Annotated in this window: 24 protein-coding genes; 21 read left to right on the forward strand and 3 right to left on the reverse strand. The window is 45.3% G+C overall.

Features of this window, described 5'->3' with window-relative positions:
• Positions 1-14 precede the first annotated feature (14 nt).
• The 10 genes from FB479_RS13425 (at position 15) to FB479_RS13470 (ending at position 12,014) form a co-directional block, all read left to right on the forward strand.
• Positions 15-1,796 carry an ABC transporter ATP-binding protein gene (locus FB479_RS13425; protein WP_142065594.1) on the forward strand — a complete coding sequence of 594 codons (1,782 nt, stop codon included), beginning with the start codon at positions 15-17 and terminating at the stop codon, positions 1,794-1,796.
• 2 nt (positions 1,797-1,798) lie between these two features.
• Positions 1,799-3,598 carry an ABC transporter ATP-binding protein gene (locus FB479_RS13430; protein ID WP_142065595.1) on the forward strand — a complete coding sequence of 600 codons (1,800 nt, stop codon included), beginning with the start codon at positions 1,799-1,801 and terminating at the stop codon, positions 3,596-3,598.
• Positions 3,595-4,302 carry a 4'-phosphopantetheinyl transferase family protein gene (locus FB479_RS13435; protein ID WP_142065596.1) on the forward strand — a complete coding sequence of 236 codons (708 nt, stop codon included), beginning with the start codon at positions 3,595-3,597 and terminating at the stop codon, positions 4,300-4,302. The genes FB479_RS13430 and FB479_RS13435 overlap by 4 nt, the downstream gene beginning before the upstream one ends.
• Before the next feature lie 30 nt (positions 4,303-4,332).
• Entirely contained in the window at positions 4,333-5,061 is a 729-nt protein-coding gene (locus FB479_RS13440; protein WP_142065597.1) for a thioesterase II family protein, read from the forward strand.
• A gap of 51 nt (positions 5,062-5,112) precedes the next feature.
• Positions 5,113-6,702, forward strand: coding sequence for a lipase family protein (locus FB479_RS13445; protein ID WP_142065598.1), 1,590 nt, complete (start codon positions 5,113-5,115; stop codon positions 6,700-6,702).
• 332 nt (positions 6,703-7,034) lie between these two features.
• Positions 7,035-7,724, forward strand: a complete 690-nt coding sequence (locus FB479_RS13450; RefSeq protein WP_106655477.1) for a response regulator transcription factor — start codon at positions 7,035-7,037, stop codon at positions 7,722-7,724.
• Between the two features lie 98 nt (positions 7,725-7,822).
• Positions 7,823-8,746 carry an ABC transporter ATP-binding protein gene (locus FB479_RS13455; protein WP_142065599.1) on the forward strand — a complete coding sequence of 308 codons (924 nt, stop codon included), beginning with the start codon at positions 7,823-7,825 and terminating at the stop codon, positions 8,744-8,746.
• Positions 8,739-9,500, forward strand: coding sequence for an ABC transporter permease (locus FB479_RS13460; protein WP_142065600.1), 762 nt, complete (start codon positions 8,739-8,741; stop codon positions 9,498-9,500). The genes FB479_RS13455 and FB479_RS13460 overlap by 8 nt, the downstream gene beginning before the upstream one ends.
• A 27-nt stretch (positions 9,501-9,527) precedes the next feature.
• A complete protein-coding gene (locus FB479_RS13465; RefSeq protein ID WP_142065601.1) occupies positions 9,528-10,439 on the forward strand; it encodes a sensor histidine kinase in 912 nt (303 codons plus the stop codon).
• Between the two features lie 3 nt (positions 10,440-10,442).
• Positions 10,443-12,014 (forward strand): serine hydrolase domain-containing protein, encoded by a 1,572-nt coding sequence (locus tag FB479_RS13470; RefSeq protein ID WP_142065602.1) that lies wholly within the window; start codon positions 10,443-10,445, stop codon positions 12,012-12,014.
• Between the two features lie 120 nt (positions 12,015-12,134).
• Here FB479_RS13470 and FB479_RS13475 read toward each other — a convergent pair whose 3' ends face one another.
• The gene (locus tag FB479_RS13475) at positions 12,135-13,175 is read right to left on the reverse strand and encodes an alpha/beta fold hydrolase (protein WP_106655238.1); all 1,041 of its coding nucleotides are present in this window, start codon (positions 13,173-13,175) and stop codon (positions 12,135-12,137) included.
• Between the two features lie 139 nt (positions 13,176-13,314).
• On the opposite strand from FB479_RS13475, the gene FB479_RS13480 reads away from it, so the two are divergent.
• From FB479_RS13480 to FB479_RS13510, 7 genes are all read left to right on the forward strand, one after another.
• Complete coding sequence (locus FB479_RS13480; RefSeq protein WP_142065700.1) at positions 13,315-14,220, forward strand: LysR family transcriptional regulator; 906 nt, start codon at positions 13,315-13,317, stop codon at positions 14,218-14,220.
• Positions 14,221-14,494: 274 nt separating this feature from the next.
• Positions 14,495-15,298, forward strand: a complete 804-nt coding sequence (locus FB479_RS13485; RefSeq protein WP_142065603.1) for an extracellular solute-binding protein — start codon at positions 14,495-14,497, stop codon at positions 15,296-15,298.
• 38 nt (positions 15,299-15,336) lie between these two features.
• Positions 15,337-15,825, forward strand: coding sequence for a hypothetical protein (locus FB479_RS13490; RefSeq protein WP_142065604.1), 489 nt, complete (start codon positions 15,337-15,339; stop codon positions 15,823-15,825).
• Between the two features lie 96 nt (positions 15,826-15,921).
• The gene (locus FB479_RS13495; protein WP_142065605.1) at positions 15,922-16,467 is read left to right on the forward strand and encodes an RNA polymerase sigma factor; all 546 of its coding nucleotides are present in this window, start codon (positions 15,922-15,924) and stop codon (positions 16,465-16,467) included.
• Positions 16,468-16,526: 59 nt separating this feature from the next.
• On the forward strand, positions 16,527-17,186 hold the full coding sequence (locus FB479_RS13500; RefSeq protein WP_255438384.1) for an anti-sigma factor: 660 nt from the start codon (positions 16,527-16,529) through the stop codon (positions 17,184-17,186).
• Positions 17,187-17,547: 361 nt separating this feature from the next.
• Complete coding sequence (locus tag FB479_RS13505) at positions 17,548-18,969, forward strand: serine hydrolase domain-containing protein (RefSeq protein ID WP_142065607.1); 1,422 nt, start codon at positions 17,548-17,550, stop codon at positions 18,967-18,969.
• 25 nt (positions 18,970-18,994) lie between these two features.
• Positions 18,995-19,831: a M55 family metallopeptidase gene (locus tag FB479_RS13510; protein ID WP_142065608.1), complete on the forward strand. Its 837-nt coding sequence runs from the start codon at positions 18,995-18,997 to the stop codon at positions 19,829-19,831.
• A 53-nt stretch (positions 19,832-19,884) separates the two neighbouring features.
• Here the strand turns inward: FB479_RS13510 and FB479_RS13515 are convergent, their stop codons facing one another.
• On the reverse strand, positions 19,885-20,547 hold the full coding sequence (locus FB479_RS13515) for an S-layer homology domain-containing protein (protein ID WP_142065609.1): 663 nt from the start codon (positions 20,545-20,547) through the stop codon (positions 19,885-19,887).
• Positions 20,548-20,802: 255 nt separating this feature from the next.
• Here FB479_RS13515 and FB479_RS13520 point away from each other — a divergent pair, with 255 nt between their 5' ends.
• Positions 20,803-20,973, forward strand: coding sequence for a hypothetical protein (locus tag FB479_RS13520; protein ID WP_232030470.1), 171 nt, complete (start codon positions 20,803-20,805; stop codon positions 20,971-20,973).
• 153 nt (positions 20,974-21,126) lie between these two features.
• Here FB479_RS13520 and FB479_RS13525 read toward each other — a convergent pair whose 3' ends face one another.
• Positions 21,127-21,837, reverse strand: coding sequence for a C40 family peptidase (locus FB479_RS13525; RefSeq protein ID WP_142065610.1), 711 nt, complete (start codon positions 21,835-21,837; stop codon positions 21,127-21,129).
• Between the two features lie 147 nt (positions 21,838-21,984).
• Here FB479_RS13525 and FB479_RS13530 point away from each other — a divergent pair, with 147 nt between their 5' ends.
• From FB479_RS13530 to FB479_RS13540, 3 genes are all read left to right on the forward strand, one after another.
• Positions 21,985-22,671, forward strand: a complete 687-nt coding sequence (locus FB479_RS13530; protein ID WP_106655248.1) for a response regulator transcription factor — start codon at positions 21,985-21,987, stop codon at positions 22,669-22,671.
• Positions 22,672-22,683: 12 nt separating this feature from the next.
• Positions 22,684-24,060, forward strand: a complete 1,377-nt coding sequence (locus tag FB479_RS13535) for a sensor histidine kinase (RefSeq protein ID WP_142065611.1) — start codon at positions 22,684-22,686, stop codon at positions 24,058-24,060.
• Between the two features lie 150 nt (positions 24,061-24,210).
• The gene (locus FB479_RS13540; protein ID WP_142065612.1) at positions 24,211-24,666 is read left to right on the forward strand and encodes a hypothetical protein; all 456 of its coding nucleotides are present in this window, start codon (positions 24,211-24,213) and stop codon (positions 24,664-24,666) included.
• Positions 24,667-24,742: the final 76 nt, after the last annotated feature.

Below are 24,742 nucleotides of genomic sequence, written 5' to 3' on the forward strand. Positions count from 1 at the left end.
GAGAGGAGCAGCAAATGATTTTTACCAAGCAAGCTCAGCACAGAAAGAAAGAGCCCGTGTTTGGCTGGGTACTCTCGTATGTAAAGCCTTATCGAGGTTGGGTCATGATCTGTATCATTGCCTCGATTCTTGTGGCTGTGGCAGACATTTGGATGGGAATCCTGATCAAAACCATGGTCGAGCATACGAACGACTTCGACAAGCTGGTCAATATCGCCCTCATCATTTTTTGTCTGACCATCGTCGGTTTTCTCTCGAAATATTTCATCACGTATTCGGCAGCTAGATTCAGTTCAAGAGCCATGAGAGATTTAAAAAACAGCATGGCTTCCCATCTCGAAAAAGTCCCCATGTCTACCATGGATAAATATCATTCCGGCGATCTCGTTTCTCGCTTAACAACGGATGCCCAAATCTTGCAAAGCTTTTTGCAAAAGCATTTTTTTCAGCTTTTTTATCTGCCAGTTGTTTTTGTCGGAGCTCTTGGACTGTTGTTGACGATCAATTGGAAGTTAATCATCTTCAGCGTCGCAATCCTTCCCGTCGCCATCGCTATTACAGGGTGGATGAGCAGACCGCTTCAAAAATATTCGGAGCAAATGCAGGACCATCTGGGTCAAACGAACGCCATCGCTCAGGATACGCTTTCCGGGATTCACATGGTCAAAGCTTTCCAATTGGAAGGCGTCCTGTATCGTAAATACCATGCGGGTATGAAGCAGGTATTGAAAAATGCGTTTCAGGCAGAGAAGAAACGCGCGTGGATGACAGCGCCAGGGATATTATTGTTTTCTTCCCCAATCCTGTTTTTTGTCGCTTATGGTGGGTACTTGATTCAGGCGGGAGAATTGGATCTGGGCAGCTTGGTCATTTTCAGCTATTTGCTTCACTTTATAATCGAACCACTTTCACTCGCCCCCGTGTTGTTTGCCCAAGTACAGGAGACATCAGGTGCAGCAAAGCGGCTGCAAGAAATTTTTTCACAGCCAGTCGAACAAAATGATCAGCCTGCCATTCCTGTTGATCCAGAGGCGATTCCTGTACAGTTTGAGAATGTTTCGTTTGCCTACGATCAGGCAAGGATTCTTGACAACGTAAGCTTTACGTTACATCCGAACAAGACCGTTGCGTTGGTAGGTGCCAGCGGGAGTGGAAAGAGCACCATCATGAAATTGCTGTGCGGGTTTTATCGAATCGAACCGGGCAACGGAAGATTGAATGTTTTCGGGCATTCCATGACGGACTGGAATATGACGGACATGCGGAGCTATCTTTCCATGGTTTCTCAGGATACGATGCTATTCCCCGTGTCCATTGCGGAAAATATCTCGTATGGACGCATTCAAGCGACACAAGACGAGATCATCGCAGCGGCAAAAGCGGCCAATGCGCATGACTTCATCATGGAGCTGCCGCAAGGATATCAAACAAAAGTGGGGGAACGCGGCTCCCGATTATCTGGAGGACAGAAACAGCGCATCGCGATTGCCCGAGCGATTTTGAAGGACGCCCCGATTCTGCTACTGGATGAACCAACGTCTGCCTTAGATACAGAATCGGAAGCTTTGGTCCAGGAAGCACTGGAAAATGTGATGAAAAATCGAACCGTCCTCGTCATTGCTCATCGACTGTCTACGATAAAAGACGCGGATGAAGTGCTTGTTTTGGAGCAAGGACAAATTGTTGAGCGAGGTACACACTACGATTTGCTTGACCAAGGCGGCGTTTACACCAGATTGTATCAAAAACGGTTTGCCACAGAGTTGCACAGCTCGCTGGCAGCAGGAGGGGTATAGGCATGTTCATCCAGAATTTGATGCGGGAACTACTTCAACTGCTGTCGTTTATGAAATCGAAAAAGCGAGCGTATATTTTGGGACTCGTTGGTGACGGAATCGGTCAAGCAGCTGTATTGGTATCTTTACCTTTCGTATTCAAGGATCTGACGGATTTTGCGAACACAAAAGACCCTGCTTTATTAACCAGAGCGATTGTCACCATGGCTGTGATGTTCCTATTGCTGAGTATCCTGTCTCCATTTTTCAGCTACATTTATCGTCGATGCGTTCGCGAGCTCATCGCCAACATTCGGCTGCATGTCTATCAACGATTGAGCAAGCTGCCTTTCGATTACTATGAGCAGCACCATTCGGGAGATACGATGTCGAGACTGGGCAATGATGTTGTCCTTATGGAAAACGCGTACGCAGAGCAATTGAAAATGTTAAGCATCATCCTGCTGTCGCTGATCGGTTCGATCATAGGAATGTTTGCTATGGATTGGAAAATTGCCGTTGTCCTGTTGCTCGTAAGCACATTGACTCTTTATGTGAATACGCTGTTTGCCAAGTCAGTCCGGCGAATCGGAGATCGAATGCAGCAGCAGATGGGGATTGGGACAGAAAGATTAAACGATTTCTTGTCTGGGTTACCTATCATCAAAATGTTTCATTTACATAACGTTGTGACCGCACGTTACACGGAAGCAAACGAAGAAGTAGCCTCATCTGCCATCGAGCAAGGGCATAAACACGGATTATTGGAAGGGACCAATTTTTTCATCCAATTCTTAAGCTTCGGGGGAATGCTTGTTTTTGGAATCATGATGGTTTCCAAACAAATCATCGGGTTGGGCGTGCTGGTCGCCCTGGTTCAACAACAGATGCTTGTGACACTGGCATTTCTCCAGCTTGGCCAAGTCATCACAGCGTTGCAGAGCTCGCTAGCAGGTGCTTCTAGGGTCGTCGATTTTTTGAATGAACCTCTCGAACCAGAAGAGTATCTAAAGAGCGCCGACAAAGATCAGCAATGCGAAAGCATGCTGAAGTTGGAGCAGGTCGTTTTCGGATACAACGAAGCTACAAACGTGCTGGATGGTGTTTCGTTGCAAGTCGAGCAAGGCCAAATGGCTGGGCTGGTAGGAACGAGTGGAAGTGGAAAAAGCACCGTCATGAAACTTCTGTTAGGGTATTACCCACCTGCGAGCGGCTCTCTTTATTTACTTGGCAAGCCCATGGGAGCTTATTCACTTGCAGAAATAAGAGGCATGATCTCATACGTGCCTCAGGATGCCTTTTTGTTTGAAGGAACCATCGAGGACAATATCCGATACGGATGCCTGGATGCATCGGAAGAGGATGTCATCAAGGCAAGCAAAGCAGCGTATGCGCATGATTTTATTATGGAACTGTCAGATGGCTACCAGACCCAAACAGGAGAACGCGGTGCCACGCTATCTGGCGGACAGCGTCAGCGAATTGCCATTGCCAGAGCCATCCTGAAAAATGCACCGATCCTTCTACTGGATGAAGCAACGTCCGCTTTGGATGCAGAATCGGAATATTGGGTGCAGCAAGCATTAACCGCACTCATGAAAGATAAAACGGTACTCGTCATCGCTCATCGTCTATCGACTGTAGAGGATGCCGATGTGATTTACGTGATGGATCAAGGAAAAGTCATCGAGCAAGGGCGCCATGTTGATTTAATGCAGTACAACGGTACGTACGCCAAATTGTATGAAGTACAGCAGCGAAAGGATCGAGCAGAACAGGTCAGTCGTCTTGAATTGACAGAACGGAGAGTGAGTACTACATGATTGCCATTTACGCGTTGAAATGTCCTGCTGTCATGGAGAAAGAGTTGTTCAACCGATTTTTGCAAGCACTACCCGAAGAAAAACGAGAACGGGTCAACCGTTTCAGAAATCCGGCTGATTCCTATCGGGCGTTGCTCGCGGACGTGCTCGTACGCTCTCTCATTTGTGAAGCCTACGAGATTTCCAATGACGAAATCGAGTATGACTACAATGCATACGGCAAACCTTTTTTGAAATCATTTCCGAACTTCTGCTTTAACGTCTCGCATTCTGGAGAGTGGGTGGTCTGCGCCACGCATGACTCGCAAGTAGGGATTGATGTGGAGCAAATATGTCCGATTGATTTGGATATTGCCGCTCATTATTTTGCACCAGCCGAAATAGAAGATCTCTTGGCGAAACATCGGGATGAACAGCTTTTGTATTTCTACGACCTTTGGACCTTGAAGGAGAGTTATATAAAAGCGAGAGGCATGGGGCTGTCCATCCCGTTGCAATCATTCGCCATTCGAAAACATTTAGATCAATCGATTACCGTATCGCAAAATGATTCACGCGACGCTTGGTCATTTCATCAGTATGAGATCGATCCAGGCTACAAATTGTCAGTATGCGCGACTACTAATCAGTTTGCTGATCAAGTAGTTATGAAGAATTTACTAGATTTGCACCAAGCCATTTTTCAAAGAAAGATGTCGAGGTAATGACGTAAAGAGGAAAGGACGGGGAAAGAGATGAAATTGTTCTGCTTTCCGTACGCAGGTGGACTTCCCAGCATCTATTACGGTTGGAGGCGGGTATTGTCGCCAGCGTTCTTGGAAATTGATCCCTTCGAGGTGCGACCTTCATTTCAGAGCGATAGCATGGCTCTTTCCACCTCGTTCTATGAGATTTTGGAGGATGTATACCAACGGATCACACCAGAGCTGGGGGAAGAGCCCTTTGCCTTTTTTGGCCACAGCATGGGTGGATTAATCGCGTTTGAACTGACACGCAAGCTGCTGCAGAATGGAAAGCCACTGCCCCAGCACTTGTTCCTGTCTGCATCCCGTGTGCCGCATGCGTATCACAAACTGGTGAAAACATACAACCTGCCGCATAACGAGTTCATCGAATCGCTACGTACACTTGGGGGCACTCCCGATGAAGTTTTGGACAATCACGAGCTCTTGGAGTTATTTTTGCCTACGATTCGCGCTGATTTCCAAGCCGTGCAAACTTACGAAATGAATAACGAGCTTCCTCGACAAATCCCTGTCAACATGACGGTTTTGTTTGGGAAAGAAGATTCTATAGAAATCCAAGATATTATGGCGTGGCGAGACTATTGCGGGCGAGAATGCAAATTTTACCCCATGCCTGGTGGGCATTTCTTTATTCATCAGCAAATGAATACGATCCTAGTGATCATTCAAGACACATTGAAGGTAGAACAGGCAGTTGCAATCCGTGCACATTTCTAACGATTGTGTACGGCAACAATAAATCATAAGGTGAAGGTTGGTGTTCTTTTCATGAATCAAAAGAAAGCATTATCTCGTTTGCTGGCGGCCGTTACATTATCAACGGCGCTGGTCTACCCGCAAGCAGCAAGCGCAGCGGCTCCAGCTCCTGTTTTGCATGACGACAATCCAAGTGGTCATTTTGGTGACTGGTACACAGGTGCGGTTCCTCCCAATGCATCCGACGACAAACCCGTGATTCTGTTTGTCCAAGGTCTGCACTCCAGCTACAAAACCTGGTATACAACAGATGGATTTTATGATGCAGCCTATAACGCCGGGTATCGTACCGCTTTTGTGCAACTGAAGGACGCGGATGGTACTGGTGGTAACATGTGGACAAACGGGGCCAAGCTCGCTGAAGTCATTAAAAAGGTTGCAGATTATTACGGTGTTTCCAAAATCAATATCATTGCACATTCAAAAGGTGGCATCGATACACAGACAGCACTCGTCCACTATGGCGCGCATCCGTATGTCAACGTTGTTCACCAGCTTTCCACGCCAAACAAAGGTTCAGAATTGGCTGACATGGCGTACAGCAATTGGGCAGGATGGCTTGCTGACATTCTCGGCAAAAAAGACGATGCGGTGTATTCCCTGCAAACGTCATACATGGCCAACTTCCGATCCCAGACTGACAACCGTGCGGAAAGTCGTTCAACCAAGACATACATGGCTGCCGGAACAGGCGATGATGGCATGTTTAGTCCTACCTGGTTTGCTCATGCGGTTCTTCCCGGAGAAGATGATGGCGCTGTTTCCGTTGATTCTGCCTTCGGTTTGACTTATGGGATCAAGAGCTTTACAAAAGACATTTCCCACGGTCAAATAGCAAAAGCCTCGCATACATGGGATCTGGTCGAACCGAAATTGCAAAAGGCCTCTATCCGCGAACATGCAAATAAAGTAAGCAAAGACGACAAATCAAAATCAAGCACTGTGGAAGAGAGCTCCGTCATTCTCCGTGGCGGCGAAGTGGAAGACAACGTCACGGAAACATTTTTCCTGGAGAGCGGAATCGATCAGTTCAATCTGGATACGATGACCTCATCGGAAGACACCGTTGTGACCCTGATCAGTCCTTCTGGCAAAGAGTATGAAGCGGACCGCAGTGAAAAAAGCGACTCGGAGGATGAACCCGAAATATTCAAAGATGCTGTTCATCACTTCATTGAAGTAGAGGAGCCAGAAGCAGGCGAATGGACACTTCAAGTGGAGGGCTCTGACGACGCCTTTTTCATGGTTGGTTCCGTGGATGGCGGAGAGGAAGCGAAAGTAAAGGCGAGCAAAAAGGTATTCAAGAAAGGCGACAAAGCGAAGATTTCCGTCGACCTGGGCAAAAACGAAATTGATCAATCATTACTGGAAAAAGCAAACCTGACACGTTCGCTGAACGGCGAAAAAGCAAGCGTCCTTGATGAAGTGAAGTTTGCCGTAAAAGAAGATGAGCTTACTGGCAATTTTACCGTGCCGACGAAGCCAGGCGTTTATAATCTCTCCTTTGACGTAACCGGCATCAATGAGGACGGCGAACCATTTACACGCTCTATTAATTACAATTTTGCGGTAACAAATAGCGATGGAGAATTAGAAAAATAAGAGCAAACCATTTCACGGCCCTGAAAAGGGTCGTTTTTTTTCTGCATACAACTGAATCCCAAAAGACACTGTATTCATTCTTATGAACTTTCATGTCTACTTGCCTGATCTTCTATCTAGAGTGTATAACAGATTCCGTGCCATTTTCGTAACAAGGGTCTTAGCATACACAGCTAGGGGTTTTTTGACAATAAGTAAAAGTTTGCAATACGCTAGTATTTTCAAGGTACTATTAGGATTAAGACTCAATTAGCATGAGAAGATACTAGTCAGTGGGAGTCTACGAATCAAATCACGATTCAACCCTATTCACAAAGAAAAAAGGTGAGACCATGGATAAAAAGATACATGTATTAGTTGTGGAAGATGACAGCGATATTAATAAACTATTGTGTACGATTGTCACGAAAAGCGGGTACATTGCCCAAGCAGCCTATTCGGGAACAGAAGCGAATCTCTACTTGGACAGACAGGAATGGGATCTCGTACTACTTGATCTGATGCTCCCGGGACTCACCGGTGAACAATTACTGGAGAAGATCAACGAGGTGTTTCGGACGCCAGTTATTATTATCTCTGCCAAAGACGAGCAAAAGACGAAAATAGCAACCCTTCGTACTGGAGCAGATGATTTTATTACAAAGCCGTTTGATATTGAGGAGGTGTCTGCACGCATCGATTCCCATATGAGAAGATACTTGCGATTCTCAAGTCCGCCTCCAAGTAATCGATTAACGTACAAGGATCTCGTGCTGGATAAAGAAACCAAATTCGTGACGATTAACGGTTCCGATGTAACTTTGACAGCAAGAGAATTTGCTATTTTAGAGCTGTTCATGTCGTATCCCAAAAAAGTGTTTTCGAAGGCGAATGTTTTTGAAAGTATCTGGAACGAGGAGTTTATGGGGGATGACAATACGGTGGGCGTACATATCAGCAATTTAAGAAGCAAACTGGCAAAAGCCAATCCCAAACAGGAATATATAGAAACGCTATGGGGGATGGGCTATCGGCTTCGATAACGGTACCAACTTAATGTTTTCTTAAGATTCTCTTTGAGTTCTCTTATGGCGAGCTTTTGATAATGAAGGTATCGCCTAAGGGGGGAGGTGTTCGACAGATGACTGAGCATGTTCTCAGAACGAACGATTTAACGAAAGCTTATAAAAACAACGTCGCTCTTGACAAAGTAACGCTTATGATTAAACGTGGGTCAATCTACGGGTTTATTGGACAAAATGGCGCAGGGAAATCTACATTGATTCGGATTGTGAATGGGCTGACATTTCCTACATCGGGTTCTATTGAGTTATTTGGAGCGAATGGAGAACGGGAACTTGTCCTTGCTAGAAAACGAATTGGTTCGTTAATCGAAAGTCCTGCGTTGTTTCCTCACATGACCGCATGGGAGAATCTCGAGGTACATCGCATACAAAAAGGAATACCGGGACGCAAATGCATAGAGAATACACTAGAGCTAGTTGGATTACAGGAAGCTGGCAAGAAAAAATCCATGCATTTTTCCTTAGGAATGAAGCAACGTCTTGGAATCGCTATTGCTTTACTCGGCGATCCTGAATTTTTAATTTTGGATGAGCCTACGACAGGACTTGACCCGACGGGAGTCATAAAATTGAGAGAGCTCCTGAAAAGATTGCATTCGGAGAACGGAACTACGATCTTGATCTCAACGCATATCCTCAGTGAGTTGCATTTGCTAGCCACTCATTATGGAATCATCCATAAGGGAAAGCTGCTGGAACAATTGACAGCAAATGAACTGCATGAAAAGTGTAAGCAGTACTTGCACATCAAAGTAAATGATGCAAGTAAGGCCGCTACGATTATTGATCAAGAACTGCATACCAGCAATTTTGAAGTGATGCCAGATGGTGTGATCAGGCTGTATCAATTCGTTCATGATCCCGGTATGGTTTCTTCGATTCTTTTCAGAGCTGGGCTCACAATTGAACAGTTCATGCCGATGGGTGAAGATCTGGAGAGCTATTTCGCAAATCGGATCAAAGGAGAGAGCCATGTATAATCTCATCAAGTCCGAATGGTATAAATTGCGGAAGGACCGCTCCTTCAGGACACTAGCGATGATCATGGTAGCGCTATCGATCTTTTGGCCGCTTTACTGGCATTTCGATAATAGGCTGGATGGTGATCCTCTATTTACTGGATTAGAATCCTTCCAGCGAGCTCTTTCCAGCAACACATTGATTATCAAGGTGTCCTTGTGTATCCTGGCAGGCTTCTTTATATCTAGCGAGTATTCAACCGGGGTCATGAAGAACATGGCAACGAGCGGGAATAGCAGAATGAAAATTTTCACGGCAAAACTGTGTGTGTACTCTTGGGGTGTAATCCTTCTTTCTCTACTGTTTCCGGTTTTTAATATGGTGATCAGCACCATATTGTCTGGGTTTGGGGCGATCGATAACCAATCAGCAGCGTTGCTCGTCTTGAGATCAATGCTTTTTACCATACTGTTTTCGGCGTCATTTGCCTCGGTCGCTGCATTGTTTGCCATTACCTTCACGACCAGCGGTAAAACGATTTCTACCTCAATTATCTTCTTTTTGAGTATCGATGTCATTTTTACAAGCATAGGTGAATATCTGCCTATCTTTGAAACTGCTTATGAATATAGCGTGTTTACATTAGTAGGCGATATTGGTAGTACCTCGCCAAGCAACACCGAATTATGGCGATTGACGGTAGTCCCGATCCTGACATTCTTTGGCTGTGGACTTGCCGGCTGCTGGGTTTACAAGAGAAAAGAAATCAAGTAGCAAGGATGGAGGAAGGGAAGGACCGAGATGCTTATTGTGGTGTGTGCTGCATGTGCCATAGCAGTCGTTACAATGATCCGCTTGTATGGCATGAAACGAGAGATAAAGCGAGTAACCCATCAGTTGCAGTCTTATACGAAGGGATCAACCGAGAAAAAGATCGATATTGCCTTGTTTGATCAGGATTTAGAGACATTGACCGAGGAAATCAACAAGTTGCTTACACTTATTGTGGAGGCCAACGCATTGCGCAGAAGGACTGAAAACGAGCTCAAGCAAGGAATTGCGAATATCTCACACGATTTGCGTACCCCACTCACATCCATCCTGGGGTATATCCAGCTTATGGAGTCGGAAGGTGCAGGCGAGGCGGAGAAGCTGGAATACTTGATGATCGCCAAGAACCGAACGAAGCGTTTGCAAGAGTTGTTACATGATTTTTTCGATCTATCGGTTATCGACCATGCTGACTTTGAGCTGGACCTGGAAAAGGTGGACATGAACACGCTCGTTTCGGAAGTCTTACTGGGCTTTTACGACCGGTTCAACGAACGCGCTTTAGAACCGTTGATACAATTGCCGAACGAGAAAATCTTGCTTTATACAGATGAATCGGCTATCAAGCGTGTTGTGGAAAATCTCTTGGCAAATGCAGCTACTCACGCTGTTGGCCCAGTCAGGATTCGCCTTGAGAAGCAGGATTCGACCGTTATTTTTTCTGTAAGCAATCATGCCTGCCATTTGAATCAGCAAGATGTGGAAAAGTTATTTGACCGTTTTTATACGTCTGATGCGACAAGGTCGGGCAGAAGCACGGGTCTGGGTTTGTCCATAGCCAAGACTCTTATGCTAAAAATGAATGGGAAGCTGACAGCAGAACTTCAAGAAGAATCACTCATCATGAAATGTGAATGGAATCTGGATGAAGGAAGGGAATAACGTTTGATTACCTATTTACAGTGTAAAGTACAAAAATATCAGTGGGCGGTGTATGTCAAATTCACTTTGACTCTTATCTTTTGTTTGACTATCCTTCTTACTTCTATTGATAGTGCCTTTGCTCAAGAAGACTTTCCTAAGGATCAAATCGATCGTTTCATTCAATTGAAAATGGAAGAAAATCATATTCCGGGATTAGCGGTAGCGATTACCCGCGATGACAGAGTTATTTTCTCAAAAGGTTATGGAAAAACAGCTGATCAGAGTCCGATCACAGCTGATACTCCATTCGCTATTGCTTCGTTGAGCAAATCATTTACAGCTTTGGCTGTCATGCAGCTAGCTGAGTCCGGAAAAGTGGATCTAGACAAACCGATTGCTCACTATATTCCCTCGTTTCAACTGAATGATCCCCGTGGATCGACAATCACGGTTCGTCACCTGTTGAGTCATACAAGCGGCTTGACTGACACCGTTTACCCAGATATGACGATTCATCCCCAGCCCAACTCGTTAGAAGAAGTCGTGCAACGATTGCATGAAGTTACCCTCCATAGCGACCCCGGTAGAGAATTTCATTACAATAATACGAATTACCAACTGTTAGCCCGGTTGGTAGAAGTAGTCAGCAAGGAAAAGTTCCCTGATTATTTGCAACGGCATATTTTCACTCCACTTGAAATGAATCGTACCTTTGATGTCTCAAATACAAGTCAATTTGTTGAAAAGTCCAGTGAAATTTCAAGAGGACACTATTTTCTATTTGGAAAACCAATAGCTACTGCAGAACCGGAATGGTTCGTTGAAGGAGCGGCAGGGATGGTTTCAACAGTCAACGACATGGCTAAATGGTTGATCATACAGGGAAACGGTGGAAAATACAACAATGTGCAGCTGCTTAGTAGTGAGGGGATTAGAACCATGCATTCACCTACAGGTCCTAAGGGATCATATGGTCTGGGCTGGGAAATCTCTAAAACCGCTGATGAAAAAACACAAATCGAACATGGAGGAATTTTGTGGACCTACAAAGCGCAAGAACTTGTAATACCTGATCAGAAGCTTGGTATTGTCATCTTGTTCAACAGTGGCTTGAATACTTTCGTCGATTATTATTCATTTGTGAGTGGATTGTCGGGAATATTGACTAATTCCCCGCCAGAAAATTCTTTTCTCACTTATACCATGCTTGAATCGGGTATGTGTATCATCATCTTGATCACGGTGCTTTTGGGAATTCACCGCTTTTGGCGGTTAAAGAAAGGGGAAGCGCACTACAAGAAGCGTCCTAGTTGGTTGAGATTCCTATCCTTCATCCTAATGATGTTACCGTTATTCCTGCTCCTTTTCCTGCCGAAAATGATCACATTTCTTGGTGGCGAACGAGTGCTAAGTTTGGAAGGTATCTTTATGATGATGCCGAGTATTATTATTTGGCTGGGAATAGCTTCTTTTCAAAATCTTGTCATAGTGATAGTTCGTGTTATTCGAATTTGTCAAATACGGATACAATCAAGAGGTTCTCAGAAACAAACGATTAACCGAATCACTACAGAAGGGCACCCCATGGCTTAATGTCGAGAGTAGGCTGTGAATCGACGCAGTTTATTGGGTAGTGACCAAATTCATAGAAGGTTGAACGAAGCTATTATCGTTACGTTCAACCTTCGAATTTGGCCTTCTTCCATGCTATTTTTAATTATTTGTGCGGAGGCTATTGGATGCAAGGCGTTGACCCAACAAGCGTTTTAGATTGTCATCAATAAATTTATTATCGGCACTGTTGATTCCACGACCGGCAAAATGGCCCCAGATCGATTCGATAGGTTTAAAAATAGCATTAGGTATTAGCTTAGCCTCGTATTCGTTATCGTCTGCCGAGCAGAAGAGATCCGTGCTCCCTGGCATGACGCAGGCAAGCGCTTTAATGCTTTTGAGCGCCTCATCGAAATCTCCGTTATAGGAGGGGTTTGCACTAATATCTGCATGTTGGCCTGTCCATAACATGGCCAGGACATTGTGCGGATCCATCTTCATAAAGCTATTTTCCCAGACGCCAGCCACAAAATCTGCCAATGAGTCAAATCCCAGCTCACGATAAACTTCCTCTCTGTAAAACGCCTGCGATACACCCCATCCTGCATAGACACGGCCAACCGCGCGCATGTCTGCAGAAGTCAACTGGTTTAGTTTATTTGAATCGAAGCGGGCCGCAGCCATGAGCGGAGCTCTCATGCCGTCTAGGACCACATACGTTTGGGGCCATGTCTTTGCAACTCCGGCGAAAGGTGCAATTCGTTCCACCATGTCGGGATAACTTGCCCCCCATTGGAATGCTTGAATGCCTCCCATTGACCACCCTACTACGAGAGCAATCTTTTGAATGCCGAATTTCTCGGTCACCAGCCGATGCTGTAATGTAACGTTGTCATAAATGGTTACCTGCGGAAAATTAGCCCGGTCGAATGGGGGAGGCGTGTTACTGGGAGACGAAGATAATCCGTTGCCCAGCAGATTTGGAACGATAATGAAATATTTCTGCGGATCTAGTGCCATGCCGTTTCCAATCAACCATTCATTCTGAACATGCTGGTCGCCAAATGCAGTTGGATAGACGATGACATTATCTTTCTTTTCATTCAATCTTCCATAAGTCTTATAAGCAAGATAAGCGCTCGGTAACGTCACTCCTGATTGCAAGGTAACGTCACCCAAATCAAAAATCTCATAATCCATCGTATTGTCTCTCCCTTCAAAATGAAACCATACAAGTATGTATTTCTTGTTGTTAGTATAGATCTGTGATAGTCTCAGCAAAAGTGAATGAATTTCAAAGCAATATTCAATAATTTTGAAGGTAAAGGGGGATCGTATGATGGAATTGCGCCAACTGATTACGTTCCGCACGGTTGCATCAACTTTAAATTTCAGTCGGGCAGCGGAAGTGCTGAACTACGTCCCTTCCAACGTCACGATGCAAATAAAAGCATTGGAGGATGAGCTTGGTGTTCGTCTCTTTGACCGCTTGGGCAAGCAGCTCGTTCTAACAACTGCGGGTAAACGCTTTTTAACTCATATCCAAAGCGTTCTAGACAAATTGGACGAAGCTCGCGGCGTCGTTCATGACAATGAGAATGTAAGCGGCACCCTAACAATAAGTGCTAACGAGGTTCTTTGCGCCTATCGGCTTCCAGTTGTCTTTCACCTATTTCGTTCGCGCTATCCGGGAGTTCGTCTCATCTTCCGCTCCGTTCCAAATCAACAACTCAAGCAAACGCTCTTTGAGGGAACCGCGGATGTCGTCTTTATGTTGGACGAACCCATTCGCTCAAGCGCACTTGCAGTGGAGCCATTGGTGGAAGAAACTTTCCGCTTTTTCGCCGCTCCAGACCACCCACTCTCGAAACTAACTGTACTGCAGCTGGAAGATTTTCACGGACAGGTGTTCCTGACGAATGAAAAGGGTTGTCCCTATCGAACCATGTTTGACCGGCAATTTGAGAAAAAGGGCATTGATAGTATTACGTATTTAGAGTTTCAAAATGCCGAAGCCATTAAACAATGTGCAATTACGGGAATCGGTATTGCCTTTCTTCCTGAAATGACAACGAAAGCGGAAGTTGAACGGGGCGAACTTGTTGCTCTTCCATGGCAAATTCCGGACTTGCACGTGTATACACAGATGCTATGGCATAAAGACAAGTGGCTTTCACCAATCCTATTATCATTCATAGAAGCAGCAAGGGAGGTTATCGCTATAGAGGAGAATAAAACCGTTTAGCCTATTCCCGATATGAAAACACCTACGGGCAGGGGGAAAGTCCCGGTAATTCAAGCAGTCGAACCGATCAGCGTGTCAGAATATGAAAAAGATCGCCATACACCTGGCCAGGCTGGCGTAGGTTGTGCGGAGATCTTTATTTATTTTTCACCAGACTAGTTTTCCTTTATGAAACTTTCCAACTATTTCGCAATTGCAATCAAACCGTTTACCGCCTCCCTTCGTTTCCTTTGATAGTACAGGTAAAAAACATGTGTGAAATGGAGGAAGAATCATGAAGAAGACCGTGTTCCTAGCAGCTCTACTGCTCTATGTCTTTACTGCTGTCGGAATGTCAGCCTATGCACAAATGGACGGTAAGCCGGCGTCCCAGGCGACACCAAAATCAAGCCAAAGTGATCAAGTCATCCGGGTGTACGGACCAGGTGGACCACTTGGACCGATCAAGGAGGCTGCTGAACATTTTTCAGCTAAAACAGGAATGAAGGTGGAAGTAACAGCCGGACCAGAGGGCAAGTGGATCGGCCAAGCAAAGCAAGATGCCGATATTATTTTCGGTGGCTCCGAGTATATGCTGCAGGACTTCATCTTTAACCACCCCGAAATGATCGACACAAAATCACGTACGGAGCTTTACCCGCGTGCTGCAGGAATATTGGTGAGGAAAGGAAATCCTAAGAAAATTGAAAGCCTGGAGGATTTAACGAAAAAGGGAGTAAAAATTATTGATGTGAATGGGGCTGGCCAGCTTGGCCTGTGGGAAGACCTGGCAGGCAGAAAAGGGCTGATCGAAGGCATTTCTCAAAATATTAACCTTTCTGTAAAGTCGAGTGCCGAAGCCATTGAACAATGGAAATCGAATTCCAGCCTGGACGCCTGGATTACCTATGAATCGTGGCATTACCGCCTCCAGGATGTGACAGACCTGGTCAAACTGCCCGAAGAAGAAAAGCTCTATCGTGGAACGCCGATCGCCCTGACGAAAATTACTGATCAGAAAAAAGAGGCACAGCAATTTATTGATTATTTAAGAACGGAAGAATCTCACCAAATCTTTCAAAAATGGGGCTGGAAGTAAGGACGAGTCTTACATCTAAAAAACTGGGAGGAACATACATGAAGAAAGCAGTTTTTACCCTTGCGATACTTACGATTATTTTTGCTTTGGCTGCCTGCGGAAAAAGCACGGAGGTAAAAACAGAGACGGTTCAACCCGATCAAGCCCAAACGGAACAAACGAAATCGGAACAAGCCCCGGCTGAGAGCCTCCAGCTTTTGGAGAATGAGAAAGCTGGAAAGTACCTTGCGGATCCACAGGGAAGGGCCCTGTATTACTTTAAAAAGGACGAAGCAGGAAAAAGCAATTGCAGCGGAGACTGCCTGGCAAACTGGCCGGCATTTACCCAGGAGGATTTCGCCGTCCCGGAAGGTTTTGACAAAAAGGATTTCGATACGATCACAAGAGAAGACAACGGGAAGAAGCAGGTTACGTACAAAGGCTTTCCTCTCTATTATTATGCAAAAGACCAGCAAGAAGGGGATGTAAACGGACAAGGAGTAAAAGATGTATGGTTTATCGTAAACAGCGAAACAGCATTTGAATAAGCCTGCCCAGGGAACGATCAGTCGCGGTCGTTCCCATCTTTACTTTTAAAATCGTGTTATGGCAGTATATTTTTATCCAAAAGCAGGGAGTGCCACATGAAAGAAAATTACGATGCGGAATTAATGCGATTGGTAAAAGAAAAAAATGGTCACGCATTAGAGGAGCTCTATGATCGATATATAAAGCTTGTTTACGGCTTCGTTATGAAGTTTTGCAATGGGAATGAGGATAAGACGAAAGAGATTATTCAGCTGGTCTTTTTGAGGCTATGGACAACAAACAGCCATTACGATCCTACTCAAGGCAGCTTTGTAAATTGGCTCCTCACGATTACCCGCAATATTTGCATTGACTATCTCCGAAAAGAGAAGAGGCATACGCAATACCATCGAGAGGAACATGTAGAGATCGCTGACCCTGTTAATGCAGTCGAGCAACGAGTAAATACGAATGAGATTGCGATGGCAAAAAACAAATTGCCAACGGCCCAAAGAAAATTAATCGATTTGCTTTATTGGAAAGGGTATTCTCTTTCGGAGATCGCCAAGCTGGAACAAGAGCCGCTCGGCACGATTAAAAGCAGGCTTCACCAGGCTCTTAAAGGATTGAGGAAGCATCTGGAAACGGAGGATATAAAATGAGAAGGGTTTGTGATCATTTAATTCCATATATAGCAAATGAGCTCAAGGAGAGCGAACACATGGCCTTTGCTGAACATGTAAAGAATTGTACGGCGTGTACGAAAGAATATCAGGAATTATCCCAGGCCTGGCATGCTTTGCCGTTCGATTATTCCGAAATCGAGGTGCCTGAATCGCTAAAAGGCGAGGTGCTGGGGTTTGTTTTTGAGCACAAAAGGAAAAGCGGTACGGAAACATTCATGGCTACGATGAGCAAGCTCGCCATGATGCTCAAAAGCCAGTTCACTCCAGTTTCAACCAGTATCGTGACCGTCCTGTTGCTCGCGTTTATTGGCCTTGGAGTAGCGAATGTACAGGTAAAAAATCGCCATGCTGAAAATATTCCCATTGAAATTGTAACGGCGATTCCCTTAAAAGCAGCCAATCAAAGCCACCCAGGAACAAACGGCATCGCCTATATTGTCCAGCAGGGATCAGAGAAAAATTTGGTGGTGCAGGTTCAAGAATTGCCCGGCGTCGAAGGTTCACAGGTTTACCAGGTTTGGCTGCTGAAAAACAGCACGAGGGAAAATGGCGGCATATTCAAGCCGGACGAAAACGGATCCGGAATACTGACCTACCAGCTCGCCGAAGGGCAGACTTTTGATCAAATCGGCATCACTGTCGAACCGGATGCCAACAGCAGACAACCAAGGGGAAAAAAAATAGCCGGGTCATAGATGGTAGGCTAACCCTTTGAATTTGCCACATGGAGAGGGCTTCGGCTGGAATCCGCATATGTCCACACGGCTCGGCCAGTTCCGCCTAATGGGTTCGATAGTGGAACAACACAAATAGAGGCTGCTGGTGTTAAAACTCGCAGCCTTTGCTCAACGAACGGGCAGGATAATTCAATATTTGATTACATTTCGTTATGAAAATTATTTATTTTCAGAATTGTATATTGTCGTTTTTTCATCTGCCCCTTATAATTCTACTAGTGCATGAACTTCATATCCTTATTTTTTTGAAGTTTCTACTTCGAAAATAAAACTGAAATTGCTTTCCTGTTTGCAAGTAATGAACCTAAGGAGGCATGACATGAAGAAGAATGAGTGGGAAGCGTCGTTTGAAGCATACGCCCAAAAGCTGATGGATGATTTTCAGGTTCCCGGTGCGATCATTGCTGTAGCCAAAGACGGAGAACTCACTTATGAAAAAGCGTTTGGTTATCGGGACCGCGAAAAGCAAGCTCCCATCGATCTGGATACGGTATTTGGAATCGGGTCGATTACGAAGTCGTTTTCATGTATGGCGATCATGCAGCTTCAGGAAGAAGGGAAGCTTTCCGTGCATGATCCGGTTATCACGTATTTGCCTGAATTTCGTACACCGAACGAAGCCCAAACGAAGAGTATTACCATTCATCATTTCATGACACACACCCTCGGATTTCCACCACTTCCATCTCTTATTCCCGCCATGCTACCCAGCTTACAAGCCGATCCGACAGCAGAAGAATTACTCCACCATTTTGAAGCGCAATGTAAACACCCAATCGATACCTTCGAAGACCTCATGTCATATATAGAAAAGCTGCCCTTTGAATTGTTGGGACCTGCGGGGACAGAATTCAGCTATTCGAACGAAGCTTTTGGCTTGCTTGGGGCGATTGTTGAGCGTGTCAGCGGCAAAACGTACGAAGCCTACGTCCAAGAACATATTTTACAGCCGCTTGGCATGGAACGAACGGTTTTTCATGTGGAGGAATTAGGCGAGAACGACAATACGACCATGCTGTACACACGTCGCATGAATGATGGCGTACGTGAAGTAGTACGTGCCCCCGGTTGGTGGGATGCTCCCTCCATGCGTGCAGCAGGCTTCCTCAAATCGTCCGCACGTGACATGCTTCGGTATGCGGATGTCTATCGGACAGGCGGGCTTTCAAAGGGAGCGAGTATCATCTCGGGAGATAGCGCCTCACAAATGACTGCCCCTCATGTCCGTATTGACTTGAGTCGCAGCTATGGTTACGGACTCGGTGTGTTTCCATTTTCCGAAGAGTACACCTTACTTACCCATACTGGTGGCTTAAAAGGAATCACCGCGCAAATGATCATCGTCCCAGAGGCGGGAGTGACTGGCATTCTTTTAACCAACATGGATGATGCCCCCATTACGAATCTGACATTAGGCTTGTTAAACAGCATGTTCGGCCGCCCGCTCGAGACGCAGTTCGCCACGTTTTCCGAATGTGAAGTGCCGCTTGCTTACTTGCAGCAATGTCCTGGTACATATAAATCCGGAGAAGGAGAGGCAGTAGAGATCAGATTCGATGAGGCACAGAGACAGCTCGTACTCGTTCTGGGCAGTGATGTGTTCCCATTGCGTTCCGTTGGCGAAGATACGTTTTTGTTCACGCGCCACAACGTCGATTCACTTATCCGCTTTGTTCGCCATCCAGACGGTGAGATCAAGCGCTTGGCGTTGGGATCGCGCCAAATGCCGAAAGCAATTTAATCCAAGATAAGGGAGGCTATTTCTCATGAAGGTGTTTATTTCGTTGGATATGGAAGGGATCTCTGGACTGAGCGAATGGGAGGATGTTATCCCCGGGCGGAGACATTACGAAGCGGGGAGAAGACTGCTGACCCAAGATGTAAATGCGGCGATTGAGGGTGCACTGGAAGCAGGAGCTACCCAAATTATCGTCAATGAGTCTCATGGACCGATGAACAATATCATCCTGGAAGAATTGCATCCACAGGCAGATGTCATCCGTGGATTTTTCAAGCCTCTCTGTATGATGCAGGGGATCGACAGTAGCTGCGATGCCGCGTTTTTCATCGGTTACCATGGAAGGGCGGGAACAGGGGATGCGGTACTCAATCATACATTGTCTGGACTCGCTATCCATCGGCTCATCTTGAATGACAAAGAGGTGGGCGAAGCTGGTTTAAATGCAGCAATCGCTGGAGCCTTTGGTGTTCCAGTCGTACTCGTTACCGGAGATTCCCAAACAGCCAAAGAGGTGGAAGAAGATATCCCTGGAGTCTTTACGGTCGCTGTGAAAACAGGAATAACGGGACTCTCGTCGCAAGCGATGCATCCAGTTCGGGCGAGAGAGCTGATCCGTCAACAAGCAAAAGAAGCATTGCTCCATCGCAGTACAGTTAAACCGCTTGCGCAAAGAGTAGAGAATACGATAGCAGTCGAGTTTACGAAATCACAATTTGCCACAGCAGTCAGCTGGATGCCAGGAATTGAACTCATCGAAGGACGCACGGTACGCTTCCATTCGCATGATCTTGTCAGCATGATGCCCGTCTTGCAAGCGATGCTGTTGATAACCGGGCAAGTGAATCGGATGATTACTGATTAAGTAGACAAAAAAATGCAGCCCCTCATCACGAGGATTCGCTGCATTTTTTTGATTTAGTTCAAAGGCTTATGGCTTTTCAAATACGCAAGGGCATTGTAAATCATTTCAGCTGCCTCTTCACGCGTGATGGGCTTTTGCGGATGGAGCTTGTTTTCCTTATCCAATTGGATAATATCTCTTGCCAAAGCTCGTTGAATGGAGCCTTGGTAATCCACGGTGGGCTCATGATTATCTTGAATTTCTACTGGTACTAGCTTGATCATGGGCAGATTCCCCTTGGTCTCCATAACTCTCATTAGCTGGTGAATGAATTGCTCTTTTGTCCATTCAGCATTCGGATCGAGATCAGCTGGTAACTCCAATCCGTTCGCAGCCGCTATAATCAGACTCTCTGCATACCAAGCATCGTTGTCCGCTTTGGAAAAAAAGTCAGTGGCTTGTGGAGCCTTTACAAAACGGATCGCCGCCAGACTCAAATCAAAGGCATTTACAATCAGTTGAATACCTTGCGCAGCCGTTATCGTTTCGTCGGGTGCAAATTTGCTATCATCTACGCCTTTTATCACGCCTTGTTGCTGTAAAGCAAGAATTTTATCTTTCGCTCCCGAGTGGGCAAGATCCGTAAAAGGAGTCGTTGCAGCAAAGCTTGGTTGGGCGAATGATACAGTTAACAGAGCAAGGAAGGAAAGAGAGATCATATTTTGCCTGACATTCATGGTAGCCACCTCGTCAATTTTTGAAGTTTCACTCCATTTGACGTGGAACAATTGACAACGTTTCAGCTTTCTTTCGCGCTCCTATCGACTTACAAAGGACTTCTGCCGAAATTTTCAGTTTGTTTACAACAAAATGATTGAAGGAAAATTTTATCCTTTGATCACGATTTCATTTATTATTGCCTAGTATCATCCTATTGAAAAAGACCGCACAGCGCCATTATGCAAGAGCGTCTATTATCCTTAAAGGAGTACGTGAATGACTTGCGGGCGGCAAAAGAAGTGTCAGGGACAATAAATGGTGGCGACTACAAAATTTATTATTATCCAGTGACGACGAGCATCATGCTTCAAGTGCCGACCAATGGGAAATATGTGCTTTCAGGCGACAATCAGGAAGGCGTCATTTTGACAGAGTTTTTGTAGTTTGCTCATTCTTTTACATAGTGGGGCGCAGAAGAACCTATTTCTTCCATTTCCTTTGTCACGGTGAGCGAATCAGGCTACCAGTTATAAGGAGAGCATGAAAAAGGCTGCTGAAGCTCTCAGCAGCCTTTTTTACCTATTCCAAGAAGATGATTACATCACACGTCTTCCAAGCTCGAAGCGTTTTTCCCAGGAAGTTCCTTTGAATTTGGTTGTCGTAACTCCCGGCTTACCATACGTATGCAGCAGCTTATTGTCTCCAGCGTAGATGGCAACATGGGTAATTCGAGAGGACGAGCTGCCGTAGCTGCGGAAGAAAACTAGATCTCCTTTTTGCAGCTGATCCTTCGAAACTTTTTGACCGACTTTGGACTGTTGTCGCGAGTCTCTCGGCAGTTTTACTCCAACCTCTTTGAACACTCGCTGTGTAAAGGAAGAGCAATCAAATGTACGCGTTGTTTTTTTGCTCGAACCGTATTTATAGGGTACGCCTTTATACTTCAATCCTTTTGAAATGACCTGATCGGCAATGTCGGAAGAGGAAGCGGCTGCTTTATCTTGTGTCTGTTTATTCTGACTATTATTGTTGCTTTCCTCATCGGCTGTCAGGTCGATGTTAGTACCATCTTGCACCATTTGATCAGTTTGCTCATTTTCAGCCTGTTCATTGTTTTGATCGTCAACTGATTCTTCGTTGTTCTGCTGCAGCTTATGGTCAATCTTATGTTTATCCTGATTATGTGTAGTTGTGGAGGTGAGACTTGTCTCTGAAGCCGCGTAGGCTTGTCCGTTCATGAGAAGAGAAGTTCCCATTAGAATAGCTACGACCGTAGTAGTGGTACCTTTCCAGTTTCGCTTTGTCATGATGTTCCTCCTTCTGAATGCTTCATCTTGTTGTGTGTTCCTCATCCACGCTCTTATCGTACAGAACAAAACTAAGATTCCCGGTAGAATTTCATGAGAGTTTCCTGAGAAAACTGTTGGTAAGATATTCAAACGGAGATGATTCGCATGCCTACACCAGATGGAAAAGGCTATTTACTGCTTGTGGAAGATGAGCATAACTTGGCAAGATACTTACAGTTGGAATTGGAGAATGAAGGATTTTCTACGGATATTGAATACGACGGGCTTTCCGGATTAGAAAAGGCACTGACGATGGAGTACGACCTCATCCTCCTGGATGTCATGCTGCCCGAATTATCGGGGATAGAATTATGCCGACGAATTCGGGAAACCAATGATGTCCCCATTATCATGATCACGGCTCGTGGAGAGGTTCCGGATATCGTGACGGGATTAGACAGTGGAGCCAATGACTATCTGGCGAAGCCGTTTGCCATTGAGGAGTTGTTTGCAAGGATTCGGGCTTTATTGCGTCAGCGGGAATCAAAAGCGAACCAGGAGATACAGGTTGGCCGATTGCGGATCCAACCCAACGCTCGGCGTGTGTTCCTCGATGAAGAGGAAATCATGCTGACACCACGCGAATTTGATTTGCTTCATTATCTGGTTCAAAACAAGGAGCAAGCAGTATCGCGAGAGCAAATTCTCACAGCCGTTTGGGGTTTTGACTTTATGGGGAATACCAACATCGTGGATGTGTATATCCGGTATTTGCGGAACAAAATTGAAAGTGATCCTTCTGTCAAACTGATTCATACTGTGCGAGGAATTGGATATACACTACGAGATTAAAAGGAGAACGCAGTGCTTACACATCGCAGATACTCACTTAAATGGAGACTCACGCTTTTATTTAGCTCTGGCATGCTGGTTTTGCTTCTCTTTTTGTCCATTTTTATTTTTTTCAGCACCTCTAATCTCGTCCATCAGCATGAGCAAAAATTACTCAATCAGAAGGCAACGGCCATCGCAGCCGATTTGAAAACGGAGATCACCGAAGAAGCATCGCTGACGATTACTTATTTGACTCGTTTGTTAACCAATTACGCTGACGTCAATCAACTCATAAACATCAGCGACCAAAACGGCAAGCAAATCGCCTCGATACAGGGAGCCAATTGGAGAGTAGAGCCTGAAGACTATTATGAAAGGACCTTGGTCGCAAAAGAACCTGTACAGCTGCCATTCACATCTGAGCTTCTCTTTGTGCAAATTTCTACGACGACAGAAGCGCTTGAATGGTATTTTTCCATCTTGCTCACGATTCTGTTTCTCTCTTCCTTTTTCACCTTGCTTCTTTCTGCGGTTGGCGGCTATTGGTTGAGTAAATGGGGACTCAAGCCTCTCGATCATCTGATCCAACAAATCCATTCCATTTTCCCTCAACGACTCTCCCAACGAATTCATCATCACCACGTAGAGAATGAAATTTACGAGCTGATCCACGCCTTTAATCTGCTGTTAGATCGCATGGAAGAAGCAATGGTCTACCAGCAGCGATTCGTCACGGATGCATCACACGAGTTGCGTACACCTCTCTCGATTATTGAAGGGTATGTGAGTCTTCTGCAAAGATGGGGGCAGCACAAGCCCGAAGTAAGGGATGAAGCGCTCGCTGCTGTTCATCAGGAGTGTAAACGACTTTTCAAACTCATTGATGATCTGTTGTCTTTAGCCAAATTGCAGCATATCTCTCAACTAGGTTCATCGAAAGTCGTGCAGCCATTAACCCCTCTGCTTCTTGAAGTAAAGCAAGCGTGGGTGCCCATTTTCCCTCCACAAATTAAGCTGCTTTTTGAATGGGAAGAATCTCTTGTCCTTTTGATGGATCGGGAGCGGATTCGACAGTTATTGGATATCCTTTTGGACAATGCACGGAAATATACAGATGAAGGAGAAGTGAAGGTACGAGCCTATGGGGATGAAGAGGCCGTGCACATTGTGGTAGAGGATACAGGGATTGGTATTCAAGCAAAGGAGATTCCTCACCTTTTTAAGCGATTTTATCGCGTGGACAAATCCCGTACGCGAAAAAGAGGAGGAAGCGGGATCGGTCTGTCCATCGCCCAAGCGATTGTCGCAGATCACGAGGGAAGCATCTCCATTGCTCCATCTGCGGAGAGAGGCATGATTGTTCATGTCTTGTTGAAAAAAGCGGGGATGGACTCACGATACGAATGAATAGGGATGAGGCTCTGTGCGCGTTTTTCAAGAAATGGGTCAGATCGGGCGTGTATTCCAGAGCCTTTGTTTCTCATAGTGTTCCCGTTTATGAACCTGTAAAATGAAAGGAAGTCATACAAAGAGATTTTCTTGACGGAGGTGTTAAAAGTGCGTAAGTCCCATAAATACATACGTAGCAAAATCGATATACGCCAAGCTCAGATGGAGGGTTTTCAGCATCCCCAGTATGTCATTACTATCAACGACATCACTTTGAATGACTATTTGAATCAAAATACTCAGAGTCGTTCTTTTGATTTATTAGTTCCACCTATCGGACTGTTTGAAAATCGCGATCAGCAAAAAGTCCTTGAACTGCTGTCTTATACCAATGTAGCTCTTCCTGTTTTGGTTTGTTCAGATGACATGGATATCTCATGTACTGTTGTCACCACGAACGTAGAGGAGATGAAGGACTGCATCATTTGGAGAGCGTTCGGATATGGTGTGGACATGTCAAAACCGATCCATGTTCCGCCATTAGCTTTCGAAAAAGACCAGTATAGAGAATTTGTTAAAGTGTTCAAAGACTTCATTCATTTCAACCATCGAGATTCCCTATGATAACGATAGGGAATATGTAATTGTTCCTACAGATAGTCGCTCCTATAATCAAATACGTATCAATGCTACATAAAAT

It is taken from the genome of Brevibacillus sp. AG162 (assembly GCF_006715575.1).
GTDB lineage: Bacteria > Bacillota > Bacilli > Brevibacillales > Brevibacillaceae > Brevibacillus > Brevibacillus brevis.

Coding starts and splice junctions, on each gene's coding strand:
- FB479_RS13425 (WP_142065594.1), top strand. CDS start 15: ATGATTTTTACCAAGCAAGCTCAGCACAGAAAGAAAGAGCCCGTGTTT.
- FB479_RS13430 (WP_142065595.1), top strand. CDS start 1,799: ATGTTCATCCAGAATTTGATGCGGGAACTACTTCAACTGCTGTCGTTT.
- FB479_RS13435 (WP_142065596.1), top strand. CDS start 3,595: ATGATTGCCATTTACGCGTTGAAATGTCCTGCTGTCATGGAGAAAGAG.
- FB479_RS13440 (WP_142065597.1), top strand. CDS start 4,333: ATGAAATTGTTCTGCTTTCCGTACGCAGGTGGACTTCCCAGCATCTAT.
- FB479_RS13445 (WP_142065598.1), top strand. CDS start 5,113: ATGAATCAAAAGAAAGCATTATCTCGTTTGCTGGCGGCCGTTACATTA.
- FB479_RS13450 (WP_106655477.1), top strand. CDS start 7,035: ATGGATAAAAAGATACATGTATTAGTTGTGGAAGATGACAGCGATATT.
- FB479_RS13455 (WP_142065599.1), top strand. CDS start 7,823: ATGACTGAGCATGTTCTCAGAACGAACGATTTAACGAAAGCTTATAAA.
- FB479_RS13460 (WP_142065600.1), top strand. CDS start 8,739: ATGTATAATCTCATCAAGTCCGAATGGTATAAATTGCGGAAGGACCGC.
- FB479_RS13465 (WP_142065601.1), top strand. CDS start 9,528: ATGCTTATTGTGGTGTGTGCTGCATGTGCCATAGCAGTCGTTACAATG.
- FB479_RS13475 (WP_106655238.1), bottom strand. CDS start 13,175: ATGGATTATGAGATTTTTGATTTGGGTGACGTTACCTTGCAATCAGGA.
- FB479_RS13480 (WP_142065700.1), top strand. CDS start 13,315: ATGGAATTGCGCCAACTGATTACGTTCCGCACGGTTGCATCAACTTTA.
- FB479_RS13485 (WP_142065603.1), top strand. CDS start 14,495: ATGAAGAAGACCGTGTTCCTAGCAGCTCTACTGCTCTATGTCTTTACT.
- FB479_RS13490 (WP_142065604.1), top strand. CDS start 15,337: ATGAAGAAAGCAGTTTTTACCCTTGCGATACTTACGATTATTTTTGCT.
- FB479_RS13495 (WP_142065605.1), top strand. CDS start 15,922: ATGAAAGAAAATTACGATGCGGAATTAATGCGATTGGTAAAAGAAAAA.
- FB479_RS13500 (WP_255438384.1), top strand. CDS start 16,527: ATGGCCTTTGCTGAACATGTAAAGAATTGTACGGCGTGTACGAAAGAA.
- FB479_RS13505 (WP_142065607.1), top strand. CDS start 17,548: ATGAAGAAGAATGAGTGGGAAGCGTCGTTTGAAGCATACGCCCAAAAG.
- FB479_RS13510 (WP_142065608.1), top strand. CDS start 18,995: ATGAAGGTGTTTATTTCGTTGGATATGGAAGGGATCTCTGGACTGAGC.
- FB479_RS13515 (WP_142065609.1), bottom strand. CDS start 20,547: ATGAATGTCAGGCAAAATATGATCTCTCTTTCCTTCCTTGCTCTGTTA.
- FB479_RS13525 (WP_142065610.1), bottom strand. CDS start 21,837: ATGACAAAGCGAAACTGGAAAGGTACCACTACTACGGTCGTAGCTATT.
- FB479_RS13530 (WP_106655248.1), top strand. CDS start 21,985: ATGCCTACACCAGATGGAAAAGGCTATTTACTGCTTGTGGAAGATGAG.